Origin of the sequence: Streptomyces sp. NPDC001068, from assembly GCF_042897315.1 — a bacterium.
In the GTDB taxonomy this organism is placed as follows: Bacteria; Actinomycetota; Actinomycetes; order Streptomycetales; family Streptomycetaceae; genus Streptomyces.
The window spans coordinates 98,066-114,781 of record NZ_JBIAYD010000018.1 but is presented as its reverse complement, the minus strand read 5'-3'; the positions used below and the strand labels follow the sequence as shown (position 1 = coordinate 114,781).

At 70.0% G+C, this 16,716-nt stretch carries 22 protein-coding genes; 11 read left to right on the top strand and 11 right to left on the bottom strand.

Annotated features, from left to right (window positions below; genetic code table 11):
• Window positions 1-13 precede the first annotated feature (13 nt).
• The 6 genes from ACFY3I_RS38755 to ACFY3I_RS38730 all read left to right on the top strand — a co-directional run bounded on the left by ACFY3I_RS38755 (window position 14) and on the right by ACFY3I_RS38730 (window position 3,855).
• Window positions 14-664: a hypothetical protein gene (locus ACFY3I_RS38755; protein ID WP_390865667.1), complete on the top strand. Its 651-nt coding sequence runs from the start codon at window positions 14-16 to the stop codon at window positions 662-664.
• A complete protein-coding gene (locus tag ACFY3I_RS38750; RefSeq protein ID WP_390865666.1) occupies window positions 654-974 on the top strand; it encodes a hypothetical protein in 321 nt (106 codons plus the stop codon). The genes ACFY3I_RS38755 and ACFY3I_RS38750 overlap by 11 nt, the downstream gene beginning before the upstream one ends.
• Window positions 967-1,467 (top strand): hypothetical protein, encoded by a 501-nt coding sequence (locus tag ACFY3I_RS38745; RefSeq protein WP_390865665.1) that lies wholly within the window; start codon window positions 967-969, stop codon window positions 1,465-1,467. Before ACFY3I_RS38750 ends, ACFY3I_RS38745 begins: the two co-directional genes overlap by 8 nt.
• A gap of 69 nt (window positions 1,468-1,536) precedes the next feature.
• Complete coding sequence (locus ACFY3I_RS38740; RefSeq protein ID WP_390865664.1) at window positions 1,537-1,821, top strand: hypothetical protein; 285 nt, start codon at window positions 1,537-1,539, stop codon at window positions 1,819-1,821.
• 107 nt (window positions 1,822-1,928) lie between these two features.
• Window positions 1,929-2,981, top strand: coding sequence for a hypothetical protein (locus ACFY3I_RS38735; RefSeq protein WP_390865663.1), 1,053 nt, complete (start codon window positions 1,929-1,931; stop codon window positions 2,979-2,981).
• 184 nt (window positions 2,982-3,165) lie between these two features.
• Window positions 3,166-3,855: a hypothetical protein gene (locus ACFY3I_RS38730; RefSeq protein WP_390865661.1), complete on the top strand. Its 690-nt coding sequence runs from the start codon at window positions 3,166-3,168 to the stop codon at window positions 3,853-3,855.
• Window positions 3,856-3,923: 68 nt separating this feature from the next.
• Here ACFY3I_RS38730 and ACFY3I_RS38725 read toward each other — a convergent pair whose 3' ends face one another.
• The 7 genes from ACFY3I_RS38725 to ACFY3I_RS38695 form a co-directional block, all read right to left on the bottom strand.
• Window positions 3,924-4,880 carry a hypothetical protein gene (locus ACFY3I_RS38725; RefSeq protein WP_390865660.1) on the bottom strand — a complete coding sequence of 319 codons (957 nt, stop codon included), beginning with the start codon at window positions 4,878-4,880 and terminating at the stop codon, window positions 3,924-3,926.
• Entirely contained in the window at window positions 4,877-5,719 is an 843-nt protein-coding gene (locus ACFY3I_RS38720) for a ParA family protein (RefSeq protein ID WP_390865659.1), read from the bottom strand. Before ACFY3I_RS38720 ends, ACFY3I_RS38725 begins: the two co-directional genes overlap by 4 nt.
• A 138-nt stretch (window positions 5,720-5,857) precedes the next feature.
• Window positions 5,858-6,562, bottom strand: coding sequence for a polyprenyl diphosphate synthase (uppS, locus tag ACFY3I_RS38715; RefSeq protein WP_390865658.1), 705 nt, complete (start codon window positions 6,560-6,562; stop codon window positions 5,858-5,860).
• Between the two features lie 34 nt (window positions 6,563-6,596).
• Window positions 6,597-7,214 carry a hypothetical protein gene (locus ACFY3I_RS38710; RefSeq protein WP_390865657.1) on the bottom strand — a complete coding sequence of 206 codons (618 nt, stop codon included), beginning with the start codon at window positions 7,212-7,214 and terminating at the stop codon, window positions 6,597-6,599.
• Window positions 7,211-8,467 carry an MAB_1171c family putative transporter gene (locus ACFY3I_RS38705; protein WP_390865656.1) on the bottom strand — a complete coding sequence of 419 codons (1,257 nt, stop codon included), beginning with the start codon at window positions 8,465-8,467 and terminating at the stop codon, window positions 7,211-7,213. Before ACFY3I_RS38705 ends, ACFY3I_RS38710 begins: the two co-directional genes overlap by 4 nt.
• 33 nt (window positions 8,468-8,500) lie before the next feature.
• Window positions 8,501-9,043 carry a hypothetical protein gene (locus ACFY3I_RS38700; protein WP_390865655.1) on the bottom strand — a complete coding sequence of 181 codons (543 nt, stop codon included), beginning with the start codon at window positions 9,041-9,043 and terminating at the stop codon, window positions 8,501-8,503.
• A gap of 23 nt (window positions 9,044-9,066) precedes the next feature.
• Entirely contained in the window at window positions 9,067-9,567 is a 501-nt protein-coding gene (locus ACFY3I_RS38695; protein ID WP_390865654.1) for a hypothetical protein, read from the bottom strand.
• 347 nt (window positions 9,568-9,914) lie between these two features.
• Between ACFY3I_RS38695 and ACFY3I_RS38690 the strand changes: the two genes are divergently transcribed.
• Window positions 9,915-10,391: a hypothetical protein gene (locus ACFY3I_RS38690; RefSeq protein ID WP_390865653.1), complete on the top strand. Its 477-nt coding sequence runs from the start codon at window positions 9,915-9,917 to the stop codon at window positions 10,389-10,391.
• Between the two features lie 45 nt (window positions 10,392-10,436).
• Here the strand turns inward: ACFY3I_RS38690 and ACFY3I_RS38685 are convergent, their stop codons facing one another.
• On the bottom strand, window positions 10,437-10,754 hold the full coding sequence (locus tag ACFY3I_RS38685; protein ID WP_390865652.1) for a type II toxin-antitoxin system PemK/MazF family toxin: 318 nt from the start codon (window positions 10,752-10,754) through the stop codon (window positions 10,437-10,439).
• On the bottom strand, window positions 10,751-10,972 hold the full coding sequence (locus ACFY3I_RS38680; RefSeq protein ID WP_390865651.1) for a hypothetical protein: 222 nt from the start codon (window positions 10,970-10,972) through the stop codon (window positions 10,751-10,753). Before ACFY3I_RS38680 ends, ACFY3I_RS38685 begins: the two co-directional genes overlap by 4 nt.
• Before the next feature lie 290 nt (window positions 10,973-11,262).
• On the opposite strand from ACFY3I_RS38680, the gene ACFY3I_RS38675 reads away from it, so the two are divergent.
• A complete protein-coding gene (locus tag ACFY3I_RS38675) occupies window positions 11,263-12,627 on the top strand; it encodes a helix-turn-helix domain-containing protein (RefSeq protein ID WP_390865650.1) in 1,365 nt (454 codons plus the stop codon).
• A 38-nt stretch (window positions 12,628-12,665) separates the two neighbouring features.
• Here ACFY3I_RS38675 and ACFY3I_RS38670 read toward each other — a convergent pair whose 3' ends face one another.
• Both ACFY3I_RS38670 and ACFY3I_RS38665 read right to left on the bottom strand, forming a co-directional pair.
• Complete coding sequence (locus tag ACFY3I_RS38670) at window positions 12,666-13,193, bottom strand: hypothetical protein (RefSeq protein ID WP_390865649.1); 528 nt, start codon at window positions 13,191-13,193, stop codon at window positions 12,666-12,668.
• A gap of 182 nt (window positions 13,194-13,375) precedes the next feature.
• Window positions 13,376-13,636 (bottom strand): hypothetical protein, encoded by a 261-nt coding sequence (locus tag ACFY3I_RS38665; protein WP_390865648.1) that lies wholly within the window; start codon window positions 13,634-13,636, stop codon window positions 13,376-13,378.
• Window positions 13,637-13,886: 250 nt separating this feature from the next.
• Here ACFY3I_RS38665 and ACFY3I_RS38660 point away from each other — a divergent pair, with 250 nt between their 5' ends.
• The 3 genes from ACFY3I_RS38660 to ACFY3I_RS38650 are packed head-to-tail and all read left to right on the top strand — an operon-like array spanning window position 13,887 to window position 16,712.
• Window positions 13,887-14,573 carry an RNA polymerase sigma factor gene (locus ACFY3I_RS38660; protein WP_390865647.1) on the top strand — a complete coding sequence of 229 codons (687 nt, stop codon included), beginning with the start codon at window positions 13,887-13,889 and terminating at the stop codon, window positions 14,571-14,573.
• Entirely contained in the window at window positions 14,557-14,946 is a 390-nt protein-coding gene (locus tag ACFY3I_RS38655; RefSeq protein WP_390865646.1) for a hypothetical protein, read from the top strand. Before ACFY3I_RS38660 ends, ACFY3I_RS38655 begins: the two co-directional genes overlap by 17 nt.
• Window positions 14,943-16,712 (top strand): hypothetical protein, encoded by a 1,770-nt coding sequence (locus ACFY3I_RS38650; RefSeq protein ID WP_390865645.1) that lies wholly within the window; start codon window positions 14,943-14,945, stop codon window positions 16,710-16,712. The genes ACFY3I_RS38655 and ACFY3I_RS38650 overlap by 4 nt, the downstream gene beginning before the upstream one ends.
• Window positions 16,713-16,716: the final 4 nt, after the last annotated feature.

The window sequence follows — 16,716 nt, the reverse complement described above, 5'->3', positions numbered from 1 at the left end:
TCAGGAGACGACCATGCCCAACGACCTGACCGCCGCCGTCCTCGAGCAGCCCACGTTCCCGTACTGCTACACCGACGGACAGAACCACCGGCTGATCCTGCGCACCGCGACCGACGCGTCTAAGCGCCCGTACGTGTGGGTCGAGGGCGAGAACCTCGCCCTCGGCGGCGACGTCGTCAGTATGTGGCTCACGATCGAGCAGGCCGACGAGCTCGACGCCGCGCTCCACGCCCGGCGTGAGTACCACGCCACCGACCACACCGGTGACAGCCTGACCGTGTTGCCGGGCGGCACCTGGACCACGTTCGAGGTGACCAGGCAGGCGAACGATGACGACGAGGGCGCCACGGTGCGCGTCGTCGTCCTCACGGGCCGGCTGCCGGAGCTGCGCGACGCGCTCACCGCGGCTGCCCAGTACGCGCAGCAGCGAGCGGCCGGGAACGTGCAGCCGCCGCGGGTGCTCACCCCGGGCGAGCACGACCGCGCTTGGCACGCGATCGAGGGCGCCGCCGGTGAGCCGGGCGCCGACCCGGGCACGATCCTGAGCGCCGTCCTGGCCGCTCTCAACATCCAGCCGCCCAGCGCCGAGGACGAGGCGGCTGCCAGTGCGGCGATGCGCGCCCGCCGGGACGTGCGGAACGGGACGCCGCGCCGTGGCCGGTAAGCGAGCCGAGGGCCGCACGCTGGTCTGCCACTGGTGGGAGGACGAGCACGGCGGCCGGTACCTCATCCCCGGGTGTCACGCCCGGGTGGAGAACCCGGACCTCGAGGTCTGCCACTGCCCCACGATCGAGCAGCAGCTCGAGGCCGCGCGCCGCAAGGACGCCGCGTCGGCCCGGGTGCTGCGCGGCCAACAGGCGTGGCACGACGCGATCGTCCGCGCCGTGTACGACCACCCGGACGGGGTCGCCATCATGAAGGCCGCCGCGGACCTGGCCGAGCGCGGGTACGGCAGGAGGGCGCGCCGTGCATAGCTCCTACCTGGCCCGCGGGCGAGCCGAGCGCCGGGCCCAGCTCGAGGAGCAGTGGTTCGACGACCACTTCGAGATCCTCCGCGGCCGGCGGCAGCCCGTGGACCACTGGTCGGACCTGCTGTTCCAGTCGACTTGGTGGCAGGACGCTGAGCGGAACATCTGGCGCCTGGACGAGCTCGACGGGATGCGCTGCAGCCGGATCTATGGGTTCGTCGCCCGGCTCGAGGAGGAGACCGGTACTCACCTGGCGTGGGAGGCGACCCACGGGCCGGAGCCCAGCGGAGACGTGGCATGGGACGCGTACAACCGCGGCCAGGCGCAGCTCCTGGACATGGTCAGCGAGCGCGGGTGGATCCACCGCACCGACCTGATGGCCGCGCTGCAGCGCCGTATGCGCGGCCTGCCCGCGCTCGAGGGGGAGTGCTTCTGCGGCTACCCGGTGGCCGACGACTGGGATCACTCGGCGTGCTACGCCGGGATGGAAATTGCCTGATCAGCCGGGCGGTGTCAGCGCCGCCCGGCAGTATGACGCGCACACTGCACGCACCGTGAGAGGACGGACATGAACGAGGCGACACAGCAGCCGCGTTGGACGCTCGGGTACGAGGCGGAGGGGAGCCCGGACGCCGCATGGACCATCCGGCACGGCGCCGGCGCCGACACGATCGTGTACGAGACGACGGACAGGATCGGCCCCGACGACGTGGAGTCCGCGAAGCGCTGGGCCGAGGACTACCTGGGCAAGACGCTCGAGAGCCGGGACGTTGACGTCGAGTGGGAGCCGCACCACCCCGGCCCCGGCACGGCGCCCGACTTCTACACCGCGCTGGTCGACGACGCGCCCTGATGAGGCGTTCCACTGACCCGGCCCACGGTGTCAGTGCACTGCGGCAAAGTGAGCGGGGCGGAACCGGTGATAGCGGCTCCGCCCCGCATCAGTATCGAGGAGAACCTGTGTCTGACCGCGAGTACCCCCCGGAGTCCACTCACGAGCTGTGGGTGCCGACCCTGGACTTCACACGGGCCAACGCCGCTCTTGCGTGGGCCCACATGATGGGCCAAGGGGTGCGGTTCGTGATGCCTCCGCAGGTGGCGGCCCTGCCCCGGCTCGAGGACCGCGCCGCGGCGTTGGCGGCCGCGGAGCGGGAGCGGCTGTCGACGGCGGATCTGTACTACTTCGACGCGGCGGCCTGCGAGGTGGCGGCCGCGGTTGAGCTCCGGCACCAGGCCGTCGAGCAGCTCCTCCCGTCCCCGGCCGGGTTCCTGGTGTGGGAGAAGCCTCCGATGTACCTGCGCAGCGGTATCCCGATCCGGGCCGCGAGCTGGGGCGTGGCGTACGACGGCGGGACGTGGGCGTCGTGGTGGAGCGACACCCAGGTCGCCGACCGGCTCGGCTTGTGCTCGCCGACCGCGCTGGGTGTGAACGGGCCGCTGACCTACCACGAGGAGGTGCACCTTCCCCCGCAGGCGTGGCCCGTCCAGGTCAGCAACCCCGCCGATCCGGCGTACGGCATGTTCCGCGGGCTGTTCGGGGCGTGGACGGCCATCGACACCGGGGCCGTCGACGAGGAGCAGATGGCGCCGCTGCCCAGGGTGCGGAAGCAGGCCCGCCGGCACTTCCAGTTGGAGGCCCCGCCGGTGCGGTGCTTCACCCCGTCGGCGACGGGCGGCACTGCGACGTCCCCGCAGACGATCGTGCGGCGGACGCTGGCCGGTCTGCTCCTCGATCGCCCGTACCCCGGGGAACTGCCCGCCGAGTTGGCGCCGTGGCACTGCTACGTCAAGGACAGCGGGCACTGTCTCCTGGTGGTCCTCGACCCCGTCGAGGAGGGCTACAAGCCGTCGGCGGGCGGCCCGGCCCGCGTCGAGGAGGCGTGCGTGCCGGTGCCGGTCAAGGCCGTTCAACGGGCAAGGTGGCGGATCGACGAGGCCGGGTACGTCCACACGGCCGTGCGCTACGACCTGGAGCTCGGCGTGATCACGGACCCGGAGGACGACGAGTTCTGACCCCTGGCCCAACGCCCCATCAACTGCCCTATCCTGCGTGAGAAGAACCCACGAGGGCCCGGCCACCACCTATGGCCGGGCCCTCGGTGCGTCCGGGCACGCGACGCAATGCCCCCGCCCGGGTCACCGTGCGGTCCGCTTCCGGCAACCAGGCCGGGGCGGAGCCAGTTTGTGAGGCATACGCATGGTGTTCATCGCGGTCGTCAACCACTCGTCCCGTATCAGCGACGGGGACGTCCAGCTCGCCGCGCGGGCCTGCGCCACGCAGGTACGCCGGGACGTCGCGCCGGAGTGGGGCGTCAAGCCGCTGTCGGTGGTCTACATGGAGAAGAACGCGCCCGTCCCGCCGGGCGCCTACGTCATCGGGGTGTTCGACGACTCCGACCAGGCCGGCGCCCTGGGCTGGCACACGAAGGACGGTGACGCGATCTACGGCAAGGTGTTCGCGGGCCCCGTGTTCGACAACGGGGGCAGTGCCCTGGAGGGGGAGCTGTCGGTGTCCGCGGTGCTGTCGCACGAGGTCCTCGAGGCGTACCTGGACCCGCGGGTGCAGCTCTGGGCGTCGGACGCGGACGGCGCGCTGTGGGCGTACGAGGTGTGCGACCCGGTCGAGAACTTCGCGTACGAGGTGAAGGTGGGCGGCCGGAAGGTCAGCGTGTCGGACTTCGTGACGCAGGCCTGGTTCGACTCGCAGTCGACGGGCGAGGCGTACGACTTCCTGGAGAAGCTGACCAAGCCGTTCGAGATCGCCGAGGGCGGATACGCGGTGAAGATGACCGACGGCAAGGTCGATCAGGTGTACGGCGCCCGGTTCGCCGAGTGGAAGAAGCCGGGGAAGGCGCACGAGCTGTCCCGTATGGCGCGCCGGAACTGACGCTGTACGCGCGCGGAGGCCCGGCCACCACCTATGGCCGGGCCTCCGTGTCTTCGGGCGCCGTGCGGCTACTCCAGCGCCTTCCTCGCGGCCTTCTTCGCGGCCGCCTCCTCCGCCTTCATCCGCTCGAGGACGATGTCGAAGACCGTGGAGTCCTCCGGGTCGGCGAACGCCTGCATGAGTTGGCGGGTCACCTCCGAGCGGGGAATCCGCGGCCGGTTGAGGGCGTCCGCGATGCCGATGGCCCGCTTGTCGACGGCCCGGGTCACCGCGGCCGGGATCGCGTGCGAGACGGGCGGCTGCAGCTCCTCGACGAGCACGCCCTTGATGGTCTTCGCCAGGGCGTCGACGTCCTCGTCCTCGTCGAGCTCCAGGTCGCCGGGCAGCATCTTGACGGTGTTGCGCAGCCGCTCGGCCGTGACCTTGTCCTGGCCCCAGGTGTCGGCGACCAGGACGTACAGCGCGACGGCCGCGTTCAGGTTGAAGGCGTTGCGGACCGGCACGATCTCCCGGACCTGGCCAGGGTTGGCGTCGTAGCCACGCGCCGCGAGGACCTCCCCGATCGCCCAGGCCGCGCGCAGCTTGCTGCACTGGCCGACCGACACGCCCTTCTCCAGCGGCGCCCACTCCTCGATCGTCTCGTAGTTGCGGTGCGGCTCGAGCTTGTGCGGGGTGTCGCGGAACAGCCGGCCCACGGCGATCGTGTCGAGCGCCTTGCCCTGGATGAACCATGCCTGATTGCCCAGGTCGACGCCCTCGAGGCATTCCCGGTACCGCACTTGTTCCTCGTCGGTGAGCGCGCCCTCCCCGGCGGGCTCAACGGGGTCGGGAACCTTGTGCAGTCCGGGCCTGGCGTCCTCGATAGCTTCGGCGACGGCCTTCTCGATCTGGGATGCGCGTGCGGCCGCACGCTGCTCCTCGGTCGTCTTCTCGTTCTTCGCCAGCTTCTCGGCCGTCTTGCCGGAGCCACCGCCGCCGAGGCTGCCCCAGTCGGTCTCTGCTTCCCAGTCCTTGGGCTTGCTCACGCTGCCTCCACCAGCCCTGACTTGACTGCGACGTTTCGGAAGAAGCCCGCCGTGTCGGACTTCGGACGGTACATCTGTACGGGCTGGCCCATGGCGCGGGCTTCCTTGAGGTCTGCGCCGCGGTACGGAACCTCGGACAGGACCGGCAGCATGGGGTGGTTGTGCAGGTTCTTGAGGACCGCTTTGTCGAAGTCGCCGCCGCTCATCTTGGCAGTGCTGATGACCAGGCCCAGTTCGAGGAAGTCGTCGCGCCGGAGCTGCTTCATGATCTTTTCGTGCTGGGCGAGCTGGGTACCGACGGCCTTCATCGCCCAGCGGTCGACGTCGACCATGGTGACCGCAGCGTCCGCGGCCGCGGTCATCGAGTTGGTGTCTGTGTCGACGGCCGGCCGGGTGTCCTCGAGGATGTAGTCGTACTCACCCCGGAAGAAGTCCAGCATGTGGCGGTAGGCGTGCAGTGCATCGCCCTGCTCGCGCAGGCGCGGGGCGAGGAACTGCATGTCCGGGCTGGCCGGCAGAACGTGGATGTTCTCGAACGGCCTGGCCACCAGGTCGTGGGGGTCCTTCCCTTCGAGGATGCACTTCGTCTGCGTGTCGCCTTCGTCCTCGTCGAGCATCTCGACCTTGTAGGCGTCCGAGGCGTTGCCGGAGGGGTCGCCGTCCACGATCAGGACTCTCTTGCCGTAGAAGGCGAGAGCCCCGGCGAGGTTGATGGTCGTCGTCGTCTTACCGACGCCGCCCTTCTGATTGCACATCACGATGATGCGTGTCTCGTCGGGCCGGGGGAGCGGCAACGTGCCTGCCCGGATCCACTCGAGATCAGTTGTGGGTGTCTTCATGGGAGGGACGATAGTCAGACCGTCGGCCCGTATCGGGCACCTAGCCCGTATCGGTACCGGCCGCGGCGCGTGATAGGGCCCCGCACGTCACTCGCACGGGGCCCGGGGGCGTGCCCAATTGGGCAAGAACGATCTTGGTCAGCGGCCGTACGTGAGGTTCTGTACCGCGTGCACGGCGAGGGCCTCCTCGACCGCGTCGGCGTTGTACTCGGGCCAGTACCGGTCATCGAAGTGCAGGGTGGCGTCCGCGGCCTGGTAGAGCAGGAATCCGGACAGGCGGCGCTCGCCGCTGGTGCGGATGACCACGTCGGGGTCGGGCAGTCCCGCGGTGGACAGGTACCGCTCGACGGGCAGTTCCTCGCGCTCGTCGTAGTCCGGCGCGTAGAGGGCGTGGGCGACGGCCTGGCGGATGTCGGCGCGGCCGTCGTAGCCGATGCCCAGGCAGACGGTCATCCCCGTCCGGTCGGCCGTGGCCTGCTCCGCGCGGTCGATGGCGGCCAGGAGCCGGCCGGGGATCAGGTAGTTGCCGGAGAACTGGCGCAGGACACGGATCGGGCCGGTCGTCGCGGCGGTCTCCTTCTCCAGGATGTCGACCATCACGTCGGTGAGGATCTGCACCTCGGCCTCGGCGCGGCCGAAGTTCCGGTCGGACATGAGGAACACGGACGCGACCTCGAGGCCGCGGGCGCGGCAGTGGTCGAGGACCTGGTGGACGACGGCCGCGCCCTGACGGAAGCCGTGTTCGACGGTGTGACCGTTGGCGGCCGCCCACCGGCGGTTGCCGTCGGCGATGACGGCGAGGTGGCGGGCGGTCGGGGCTACGGGTGCGGAAGACGTCTGCATGGCCGGGAGGAGTACAGACACGGTGCGCCTTACGTCATGCGGTGAGGGCGGCGAAGACCAGGCCCGCCGTGATGGTGCCCGCGGCCGCGCCTGCGATGGTCTGGGCGAGGGTGTGGTCACGCAGGCTGATGCGGGACCAGGCGAGGATGGCCAGCAGCGGGTAGGCGAGCCAGACCAGCGGGCCCCAGGTGAGGGCGAGCATCGCCAGGGCTCCGCCGGCGACCGCGGTGTGCACGCTGATCTTCCACTTCCACACGGCGGTGGGGACCAGGAGCACGGCGAGGGTGGCGAGCATCGCGAGGACCAGGGCGAGCATCGCGCGGGGGGCGTGGAAGACGAGCATGGCGCCGATGCCGGTGGCGACGGACGCCATGATGACGGGTATCAGCAGGGTGCGGCGCTGAACCTGGCCGACGTGCCGGTCGGCCCACTTCCCCGCGCGCATCCCCTTCTTGATGTACGCCATGGGGATCGCCGCGGCGAACAGGATGGCCTCGAGCGCCCACAGCGCGCCGGTGAGCGGGTTGTCCTGGGCGAGGCCGACGCCCAGGGACACCAGGATGATGACGTTGCGGGGCTCGGCGCGGTCGGTGATGAGCCGGGCGGCCCGGTTCTCGACGGGGGCCGGGGCGGGTGCGGTGGTGCTGCTCATGCGGTGGCTTCCTGGAGAACGAGGTGTCCGGCGAGGCGGTTGGCCGCGTCGTCGAATGCGGGCGAGGCGTAGTGGCGGGCGACCCGGGCCAGCCATCGGGTGTTCGACGCCAGGTCGTCGCGCAGGGACAGCAGAGATACGGCGGGGGTCCTAGCGTGGGGCTCGCCGTCGACGGCCCGCTGGCGGGCGACGCGCAGGCACAGGGCCTGCTTTGCTGCCTCGGCCTCCCCGCCGGAGAGGCCGGCCGTGCGGGCTTCCTCGAGCGCCCGGCCGGGGAGGTCCTCCTCGACCCACGGGAGCAGCTCGAACGCGGCGTCGGAGATGTCGACGATGCGGGCGTCCAGGCGGCCGTACAGGTCGGTGAAGGTGTAGCGGTCGGCCAGGGCGCCCGTCGGCTCCTGAAAGCGGCGCTTGATGACGTCCGGCGGGAGGACGGAGACGAGCTCGGCCCACAGGGGGCGGAGGTCGATCAGGGCCCGGCGCATACGGACCGCGCGGAGGACGATCTCCACGGCGCGCACGGAGCTGCCGACGATGATGAACAGGATGGTCACGAGCTGGATGAGCGACCCGCCGCGGTGGAACTCGGCCTCGTTCAGCGGGAACGTCCAGTGCGTGAACCCGCAGATCAGGAACGCGATCCGGTACACCGGGTAGAAGGCACCCGCGGCCGCGCCCGCGGCCATGAGGCGCATGCAGACGCGCAGGAGGCGGTCATCGGTGCGCCTGGCCACGGTGAGGCAGAGCACCGCGGAGGGGGCCAGGGCCACACCCATGGTCAGGAGGTAGGCGGCCAGGTGCACGGTGCCGGCGACGTCGCCGTACTGGGCGGAGGCGAAGTCGGGGGAGCCGTCGGGCGCGGTGATCGAGGGCCGGACGTACGGGAAGACGGCGGAGGCCGCGATGCTCATGACGGCCACGAAGACCATGCGGGGCTTGAAGTCGATCCAGCGGAGCCAGGCAGGCTCTTTGTCACGGGGTGGGACGACCGACTTGAGCCAGCCCACCAGGAGGATGCTGGCGAGCATCACGCACAGGTGCTTGGGCAGGACGGCCGCGTCCTTGAAGTGGAACAGGCGGGCCAGGGCGTCGTCGATGAAAGCGAGTCGCAGGGTGGCGCCGACGGTGAGGGCGGTGAAGGTGGCGAGGATCGCCCGCTTCCCCGGGGTCTTGGGCCAGTAGTAGGTACGGACCGCGACCACCACCCAGAGGGGGATGGTGGTGAACAGGTCTATGAGGTCGTCAGTGGACACGGGGGCCTTCGGCGAGGGGTGGGCGGGGGAGGGTCACAGGCTGTCGTGCAGCCGGCCGACCAGCGGGTCGTGGTGCCGGGTGTCGCGGGCCTGGTCCGCGGCCGTGCGGCGCAGGAGGAACGCGAACCGTTCCGCCGCGTCCTCGACGCGCACGTACTCCGGATCCTGGGGCCCGTCGTGGGAGCGGGCACGGCCGAACAGGCAGCCGTCCAGGAACTCGGAGCTGAGGAATTCGTACGTCTCGGCCTGCCGTGGCTCGGTGGGGAGCTCGAGGGGCTTGTGCCGTAGGGCCTGGTGGCCGAACTCGTGGCCGAGGGAGTGCACGGCGGCCGCGCCGGTGAGCGCGGGGTCGAGCCACACCACGTCGCTGTCAGCGTGAGGGCGGGTCAGCCACAGGGCGTTGGCGTGGATCTGGGGGAATGGGGAAGCTCCACGCCACAGCTCGAGAGCACGTGAGTAGCACGTCTGGTAGTGGTCCCGCATGACTGCGAAGAGAGAGTCGACTGTGAGCGGGTTCGGGACGGTCAAGGCCGCCAGAGTCTGGCGCACCTCGCGGTCGTTGGAGTATCGGATCACCTGAGTGCGTACCTTGTGGGGGGCTAGTCGCTGGACGGTGCCATGGGCTCACCGGCGCCGCGTTCCATGTCTTCGATCTCCTCGAGCCGCTGGGCGTACTGGACGACGCGTTTCTGGCCGGCGGGAGACAGGCGGCGTGCGGCCCGCGCCAGCACGGCGACAGTCGGTGGTTCGTCGTCAAGGGTTCGACGCCTGTAGGCGGTCAAACGTTGCACTTCTTCCATGACCTTTTTCGAGGTCTCGCTGCCAGTGGCGTTGAACACGTCCAGGGGCAGGCCGAAGAAGGCGGCGAGCAGGGAGGCGGCCTGCACGCTGGGGCTCTTGATGTCGCCCTTGCGGAGTCGGCGGACGTACTCGCCGGTGATGGACCCGGGGCCGAATTTGGCGTTGATCGCCTCGGCGACCTCGGTGTTCGTCGGGGGAACGAACGTGCCGGGGTTCTTCGGATCCTCCTGGGCCTGTGACTCGAGGAGGAGGTTCAGCACTTCGCTGAACGAGCGGGGAGGGGGGGTGGCTGAGGTCACGGTGTGGTGGTCTCTCCTGGCGGGACGTGAGGTTCTCACCCTAGCTCCAATCCAACAATCGGTTGGCGCTGCAGAGGTTTCGACCACGAATCGTTTGACGATGACCCTGGTGACCATCTTTGATGGGTGGCGGAACGGCACGATCCTGCAACGCTTGGTTACCGGAAGTGCTGCCGTTTGCCCTGGATAACCGCACGTATCCCCCCGGAAGGCCCCCCGTGGCATCGCTACCTCTCCTCCGCCCTCACTGTCCGACCACCCAGTCGGTTCCACCCGCTTAGACCCCTCGCACGCTACTCGGTATCGAACTAACATTCGAGAACGAGCCATCGACGGAACGGATCAACGTGACGATCTCTGACATCGGGCCCCACGACCTCTCTCCGCGCACGCTCACGGAGAGAGGTACCGAGAGCGACCCCGCGCTGCTGTTCGGCGTGGAGAACTCGGTCGATTTCGTGATCGGCTCCGAGGTCTCGCCCGTCAACGCGATGGAGCAGGCCCGTGCGCTCGCCGCGCTGGCACTGCCTCGGATGCTCGAGGGCGTGCGCGACGTCACCACGATCTCCGCCGACGTCCAGGCCGTCCTCGTCGAGCTGGTGGACGTCACCGCCCGGCACACGGTCGGCGCCGGCCTGGTCGCACGGATCGCGTACGACGGATGGCACGTGATGCTGTCGGTGGGGGAGATGAACTGCCCTCTGCCCGCGCCCGAGGAGGAGCCGGGCCTGTACCTGGTGCATGGCGTCGCCGCCGAGGTGGGCCAGAACATCGGCGACCACGGCGGCCGCGTCACCTGGGCCGCGATCAGGACCCGGGCATGACGACGCCCCCGGCCACGTCGGCAGGGGGCGCGCAGGATCAGCGATCTACAGGTCGAGAACGGCCCGGACGGCGCGGTCTACGCGCTCCATGTCGGCGGCCGAGACGTAGCCCTCGAGTTTTCCCTGCTCGAAGCGCTGCGGCCGGAACGCGGAGATGTCGGGAGCCATGACGACGCCGGCCACAGGCTCCTGGATCGGGACGGTGACGAGGGTGTCCCGAGCGTCCGCGACCTCTTGGATCAGGGCACACAGGATGCCGCCCGGGTGCAGTCGGATCACCGCGTTGTTCTCGATGACCAGGACCGTGCGTTCGCGACCCACGGTGGGGATGCGCCACACCGAACCGCGCTGGATGTCGGTCACGCGGCGTCCGCCTCGGCGGCCTCGAACAGGTCCTCCGCCGGGTCCAGGGCGCGCAGCCGGTTGTACTCGAGCATCCCGTCGTTGATGAGCTTCTCCTCCAGGGCCTGCTCCATGTAGGCGGAGAAGTTGTCGCCGGCCGCAGCCTGGCCGCGAGCCTCGAGTTCGAACGGCAGCGTGATGCTGACCTTCTTCCTCGCAGGCGTCCGTGGTGTCGTCATGCCAACCATCCTACCGTTCGGATGACGCAGGTGTAAGGTGTGATCGCCGCCACCGAAATTAGCGGCAGACATGCAGAAGGGGCATCAACCTGGCCCGGTTGACGCCCCAACTTCCTACCCGGTCCTCGCCAAAGGGGGTAGGGACTGCTTGGCATCGAGCATACAGGCACCTCGGCGCGGCCACTCGTTTCCGCGCCAGGCTGTGATATTCGCGATGCGCGGTTCCTGCCTCTCTGGACCCATGAACCTCAGAGAGAGCGATTGTGAGTCTCGACCCGATCCTGTGGGCGATGAAGGACGCGCCCACGGCAGACATCAACGAGTGGGGCACCCTCTGCTGCCTCGCCGAAGCGGCCGACGAAGACGGCTGCAACGCCTTCCCGTCGGTCAAGACGATCGCGAGCTACGCCAAGATCAGCACGCGCACCGTGCAGCGCGCCCTGGCCGCGATGGAGGAGCGCAAGCTCATCGCCGAGGGCGACCAGCGCGCGGCCATGTACATCCCCGAACACCGACGGCCCACGGTGTACGACCTGCTGATCCCTCACGAGTGGTTCCGTGACATCGAGCGCACGAACGCCTTCCGCGCCCGCCTCGGCCGCAGGCCGCTGACCCGCGAGGATCGTCCGGCCATCGCCCCGGCCCCGCCGAAGAAGACCCGCGCCGACAAGGGCAAGCCCAAGCCGAAGCAGGCCCCCGAGTCGGCCCCCGCGGAGGGCGAACAGGAGGGGCGACTGGAAGTCACCCCTGTGGAAAACACCCCCTCCGAGGGGGGGCGACAGGAAGTCACCCCTGTGGAGAACCCCGAAAAGGGGGCGACTACAAGTCAGGGGGTGACTACAAGTCCCGAGAGGGGTGACTACAAGTCCGAGGGGGGGCGACTTGAAGTCACCCAACCCTCCCCTACTACCCGCACCACTGACTCGCCCCTTCCCTCCGTAGGTTCCAGCGCTGCAGCTCCTGCAGCCGGGGAGGGAAGGAAGGACGGCCAGGCTGTCGATATCCGTACCCAGAAGAAGAAGGCTCGAGCCGTGGAGAGGACACCCGGCGTCGACCTGCTGCTCGGTCTCGGCCACGAGAGGCCGGAGCTGCTGCTGACGGGGAAGGTTCTGCAGGACCAGGGCCGCGCCGTCGATGGGCTCCTGTTGGACGACTTCCCCCGCGATCTCATCCTCACCGTGCTGCTGCGGCCGCTGCCGACGGACACCCGGTCGGTGGGAGCTGTCATCGCCCGGCGCCTGTCGGACCTCGCGTCGACGCCTGTGCCGCGCCGCGCGGTGATGCCCGCTCCCCGCGACCCGGAGAACGCCCCCGGCTACTGGGAGCGCTACGAGGAGATCAAGAACAGCAGCGTCTGGCAGCCCGACGCGATGATGCCCGGCGAGGACGTCGACGGGATGCTTCTTCGCCGCACGAGGTTCTCGGACTGCAAGGAGTGCCGGGACCCGATCACCACGCCCACGGGCACGGACCGGTGCGTGAAGTGCGAGGGCTGGCCCCGCTGCCCGCTGTGCCAGAAGTATGCCCAGCCGGGCACCGCGTGCGAGTCCTGCGAGGTCCGCCCGGACGAGGTGGTGTTCGAGGTGTGCGAGGAGCACGGGGACCGGTTCGTCCAGGGCACGGCGTGCTTCCAGTGCGTCGTCCCCAGCGCGTGAACAGCGCCGCCCGCCTCGGAGGGTTCCGGGGCGGGCGGTCAGTCGAGCAGGCGGAGCCGGTTGGCGGTGTCGGCCACGACCTCGGCCCACTCGCTGGTGTCGTACCAGGCGACCGGCAGGCCGTCCTCGTCCGTGTCGACGACGGCGAAGGGCTGCAGCCGCCCCTTCCGCACGACGTTGTCCTGGGGGCGGAAGGCGACGCCGAAGCGTTCCGGCGGCCCGTCGCCGGCTGCGCCGATGCGGGCGAACTGTTCGGCGATCTCGGCTCTGTCCGGGTCGGCCGGGGCCGAGTGCGGGGGGAGTGGGCGCCGGCGGCCGGGAGGCTCCGGGAGATCGGCGGGCGTCACGCCCAGGCGCTGCAGGGCCTCGGGCACGAAGCCGAGGTGTCGGGCGACGATGTAGTCGTTCTGCTCGGGGATCGTGCCCAGCTCGCGTCTGCCGAGCCGTACGTACAGGGCGAGCAGCTCCTCGAGGGCCGCGGCCGCGGCGCGCTCGTCGCCTGCGGCGCGGGCCTGGTCGATCTGCTGGAACAGCGGGCCGGCGGGCACGGCGAACGGGTCAGACACGGTGTGGCTCCTACCCACGTCGGGTCGGTCGGAGGTGCCAAGCTACTACCGTCTGAGTGGATCCGGATAACGGGCCTGGGCGCCCCCTCCTCCTAGGTGCTTTTCGCGCGCACAGCCCACGCGCCTCGCGGCGCGGCTGGCAAGGAGGGAGGGGCGCCCAGGCCCGTTATCCAAAGAATCAGTCAGGCCGTGGCCGTGACCTCATCGGGGTGCATCTTGGAGACCCTCATCACGTAGAACCCGACGTGGTCGGGCACGCGCTTGATACGTAGGACACCACGGCGTTTGCCGGTGCGGATCACCAGCCGGAGGATTTCACGAGGTAGTCCCACGTTCTCCACGTGCGCGGCCGCGGCCGGCGCCGGGATCCACTGCTGGTGGGGGAACCGCATCAGGGCCAGGTCGATGTGGGACGGCTGGTCAACTGCGGGCGGCGTGATCACGGGGGTGCTCCTTCTCTTTAGGTCTGGCTCCCGCCGCGGTGCTCTCCGCGACGCTCGCCTGCAACGGCGAGATTACAGTAAGCCCAGGGCAATCGAACATCGCACATCCGTACGGTGACGCCCGGAGAGTGGCCGGTTATGCTTCCTGAGCGCCACAGCGGAAGACGATCCTCCTGTACCGGGTTGGGTGTTCTGAGTCCTCGGACCCGCACGTCGGGCGCCCAGACGGCACATGGGGGGACTTCACGCCGTGACCGACCGATCCGTAACCGTTGACCAGCTCATGGCACGTGCAGCCTCCGGAGGCGCCAAAGCGCCAGAGGCCATCAGCGAGCTCTACATGCGGCTGCACTCCGTGGTCCATAACTGGGTCCGCCAGTACGTCCGCGACCCGCACATCTCCGAGGACCTCGCGCAAGAGGTCTGGATCAAGGTGGCGCAAAACGTGGCGCGATACCAGCCGGGCACGAAGCCCATGGCCTGGCTCGCGACCATCACGCGCAACACCGCCGTCGACTACCTGCGCAAGGAGCAGCGTCGGCCCACCGAGGTTCTGCAGGCCGACGACCTGATGCTGGACCGGCCACGGCCGGGAGCGTCCGTCGCGCAGCAGCTCGAGCAGAAGCAGGTGGCCGAAGCCATCGCCCAGGGCATGAACGAATTGAAGCCCGACCAACGTAAGTGCCTGCAGCTCCGATTTTTTGACGGGTGCACTCCTGCGCATACTGCGCAGATCATGGGAAAGACCGAGAGTGCAGTGCGTACTCTGCAACATCGCTCCTTGAAGCGGCTGGCGAAGGTCTTGCCCGAAGGGGAGTCCTCCGCCGACCTGGTGGAGATGCTGCTGACCATCGCAGCAAGCAGAGGAAGAGTCGTAGGTGTTCGTGTCGAGGCCGTGCTGGAGAGGGAGAGGGCGCATCATGTTCGGACGCGCTGACAGGGAAGCCGAGCGCCTGGAACGTGCGCTCGAGGGCGGCCCAGTCCCTCACGACATCGAGACGCGCCGCGCGATGGCGGCCGCGGGAGCCCTGGCCCCGGGCCACACACGGAGCCCCGAGCGGATCAAGCAGACGCACGACGCGATGATGGCGGCCTTCATGCGGACCTTGAACCCGCTTGAGACCCGCGACGACGCCGGCACCGACGACGGCCTGGAGGACGTGAGCCTCCACCGCGAGGAGATCGCCCTGCCCGGCGGTGGCGAGCTCGTGGTCTCCGACATCGAGGAGATCACCCCCGACCGCCTGCAGAACCTCGCCGCGGCCATGGCCGAGGTGATACAGCGCAGGGCGAAGGACCACCAGCCGTGAGCAGCCCGGCGGAGAAAATCGACATCGTCGTCGGCGACTTCCCGGCCGACGCGGCGCTGTTCAGGATGCACGGTGTGCGCACGCTGTTCATGGGCCAGGGGCAGACCTTCACCCGGGCCGTGGACAACGTGCTCAACGTGCTGCCCGGGATCACCCGGGAGGCCGCCGAGCGGATGATCCGGGAGCAGTGCCCGGAGTTCAAGGACCTCGACGACATGCTGGGGCTGAACGCCCCGGCCCCGCCGAGCGTCGAGCGCCCGCCGGTCGACCTCAAGGACGACGTCGCCACGGAGAAGCTCCCGCCCGCGGGCAAGCGGCGGCGCAAGGCGGTCGTCGTCGCCGCACTGCTCCCTGCGCTGGCGGCGAGCTGGGCCCTGGGCCGGTACACGAACATCGTCGACGACGCGCCCGTGCACGCGAAGGCCAGCGCGCCGGACGTCACGCCGGACGCGGCCGGGACCAAGGTCGAGAACGCCCCGTTCACCGACGACAAGTTCGACTATTTCTCCGGCGCGAGCAAGATCGAGTGCAACCCGGTGAGTGCGCTCGAGGCCGAGTGCACCGATGCCGACGGCATGGTGATGTCGACCAAGGCCGCGACCGGCCCGGACAGTACGATCTTCACGTTCTCCTACGGCAAGGAGCAGATCGGCCTGCGCATCTTCTACGACGCCGACTATGCCCGCACATGGGCACGTCAGGACGGGTCGCAGGAGCTGTACCAGGACATGAAGGTGCACGGCCGGTACGTGCTGTGGGGCACCGACCAGGCGCGCATCGCCGAGTACATGAAGCTGCTGCAGCAGGCGGACAAGGACGCGGGCCCGAACGTGATGGGCGGGTCCACCCCGCTCCCGCCGCGGCTCGCAGCCCTCACCCTGGGCACCCTCGGCCTGAACAGCCAGGAAGTGCACCAGATCATCGCCCAACCCGCGGTAGCGACGTCGGACGCGCCGTCGATGGTCGCGGCCCGCCTGGTGCTCGGCCTGGTGGACGCGACGCCCGTGTACGGCGGCCCCGGCGGTGACGACATCGTGGCACTCGCCATCGGCATTGAGCGGCCCCCGGCCGCCACTGGTGGCGGTGTGGTGCTGGTGACAACGCCCGAGCCGCCGGCGCAGACGACCACGCCGCCGCCCGTGCAGACGACCACGCCTTCCACCCCGACGGCCCCGTCCACGCCCACCACCACACCGACGTCGACCCCGTCCACGCCGAGCACCCCGACGACGCCGCCGACGCCGCCGACGGACACGACCACCACCCCGCCCGCGCAGACGACCCCGCCGCCGGTCGAGACGACCCCGCCGCCGACCGCGGACCCCACGCCGAGCCAGCCGGAGGGGACGACCCCACCGCCGGTAGAGACGACCCCGCCGCCGGTCGAGACGACCCCGCCGCCGACCGCGGACCCCACGCCGAGCCAGCCGGAGGGGACGACCCCGCCGCCGGCAGACACGACGCCGCCGCCGAGCGCGGACCCCGTGCCGAGCGAGCCGGACGGGACGGCCACCCCGCCGGACGAGGAGACGCCGCCCCCGGTCACCGACACGCCGGTGGAGGAGACCCCCGCGCCGCCGGTGGAGGAGACCCCGGCCCCAGTGGAGACGCCCGCCGAAGGGGCCACACCGCCGGGGCAGGACACCAACTCGGAGTCCGCCAACCCTCCCGGCCAGGAGCAGAAGGCGACCGACGACGAGGGCCAGGCCGACGCCGACGACTTGCTCATCCTGCCGTCGGCCTGGACCGTGCCCGCCGCGGCCTGAACAG

Bases quoted from the DNA above. Each gene is read 5' to 3' on its own strand.
- ACFY3I_RS38740 (WP_390865664.1), top strand. From the start codon at position 1,537: ATGAACGAGGCGACACAGCAGCCGCGTTGGACGCTCGGGTACGAGGCG.
- ACFY3I_RS38680 (WP_390865651.1), bottom strand. From the start codon at position 10,972: ATGACGACACCACGGACGCCTGCGAGGAAGAAGGTCAGCATCACGCTG.
- ACFY3I_RS38655 (WP_390865646.1), top strand. From the start codon at position 14,557: ATGTTCGGACGCGCTGACAGGGAAGCCGAGCGCCTGGAACGTGCGCTC.
- ACFY3I_RS38755 (WP_390865667.1), top strand. From the start codon at position 14: ATGCCCAACGACCTGACCGCCGCCGTCCTCGAGCAGCCCACGTTCCCG.
- uppS (WP_390865658.1), bottom strand. From the start codon at position 6,562: ATGCAGACGTCTTCCGCACCCGTAGCCCCGACCGCCCGCCACCTCGCC.
- ACFY3I_RS38720 (WP_390865659.1), bottom strand. From the start codon at position 5,719: ATGAAGACACCCACAACTGATCTCGAGTGGATCCGGGCAGGCACGTTG.
- ACFY3I_RS38675 (WP_390865650.1), top strand. From the start codon at position 11,263: ATGAAGGACGCGCCCACGGCAGACATCAACGAGTGGGGCACCCTCTGC.
- ACFY3I_RS38710 (WP_390865657.1), bottom strand. From the start codon at position 7,214: ATGAGCAGCACCACCGCACCCGCCCCGGCCCCCGTCGAGAACCGGGCC.
- ACFY3I_RS38730 (WP_390865661.1), top strand. From the start codon at position 3,166: ATGGTGTTCATCGCGGTCGTCAACCACTCGTCCCGTATCAGCGACGGG.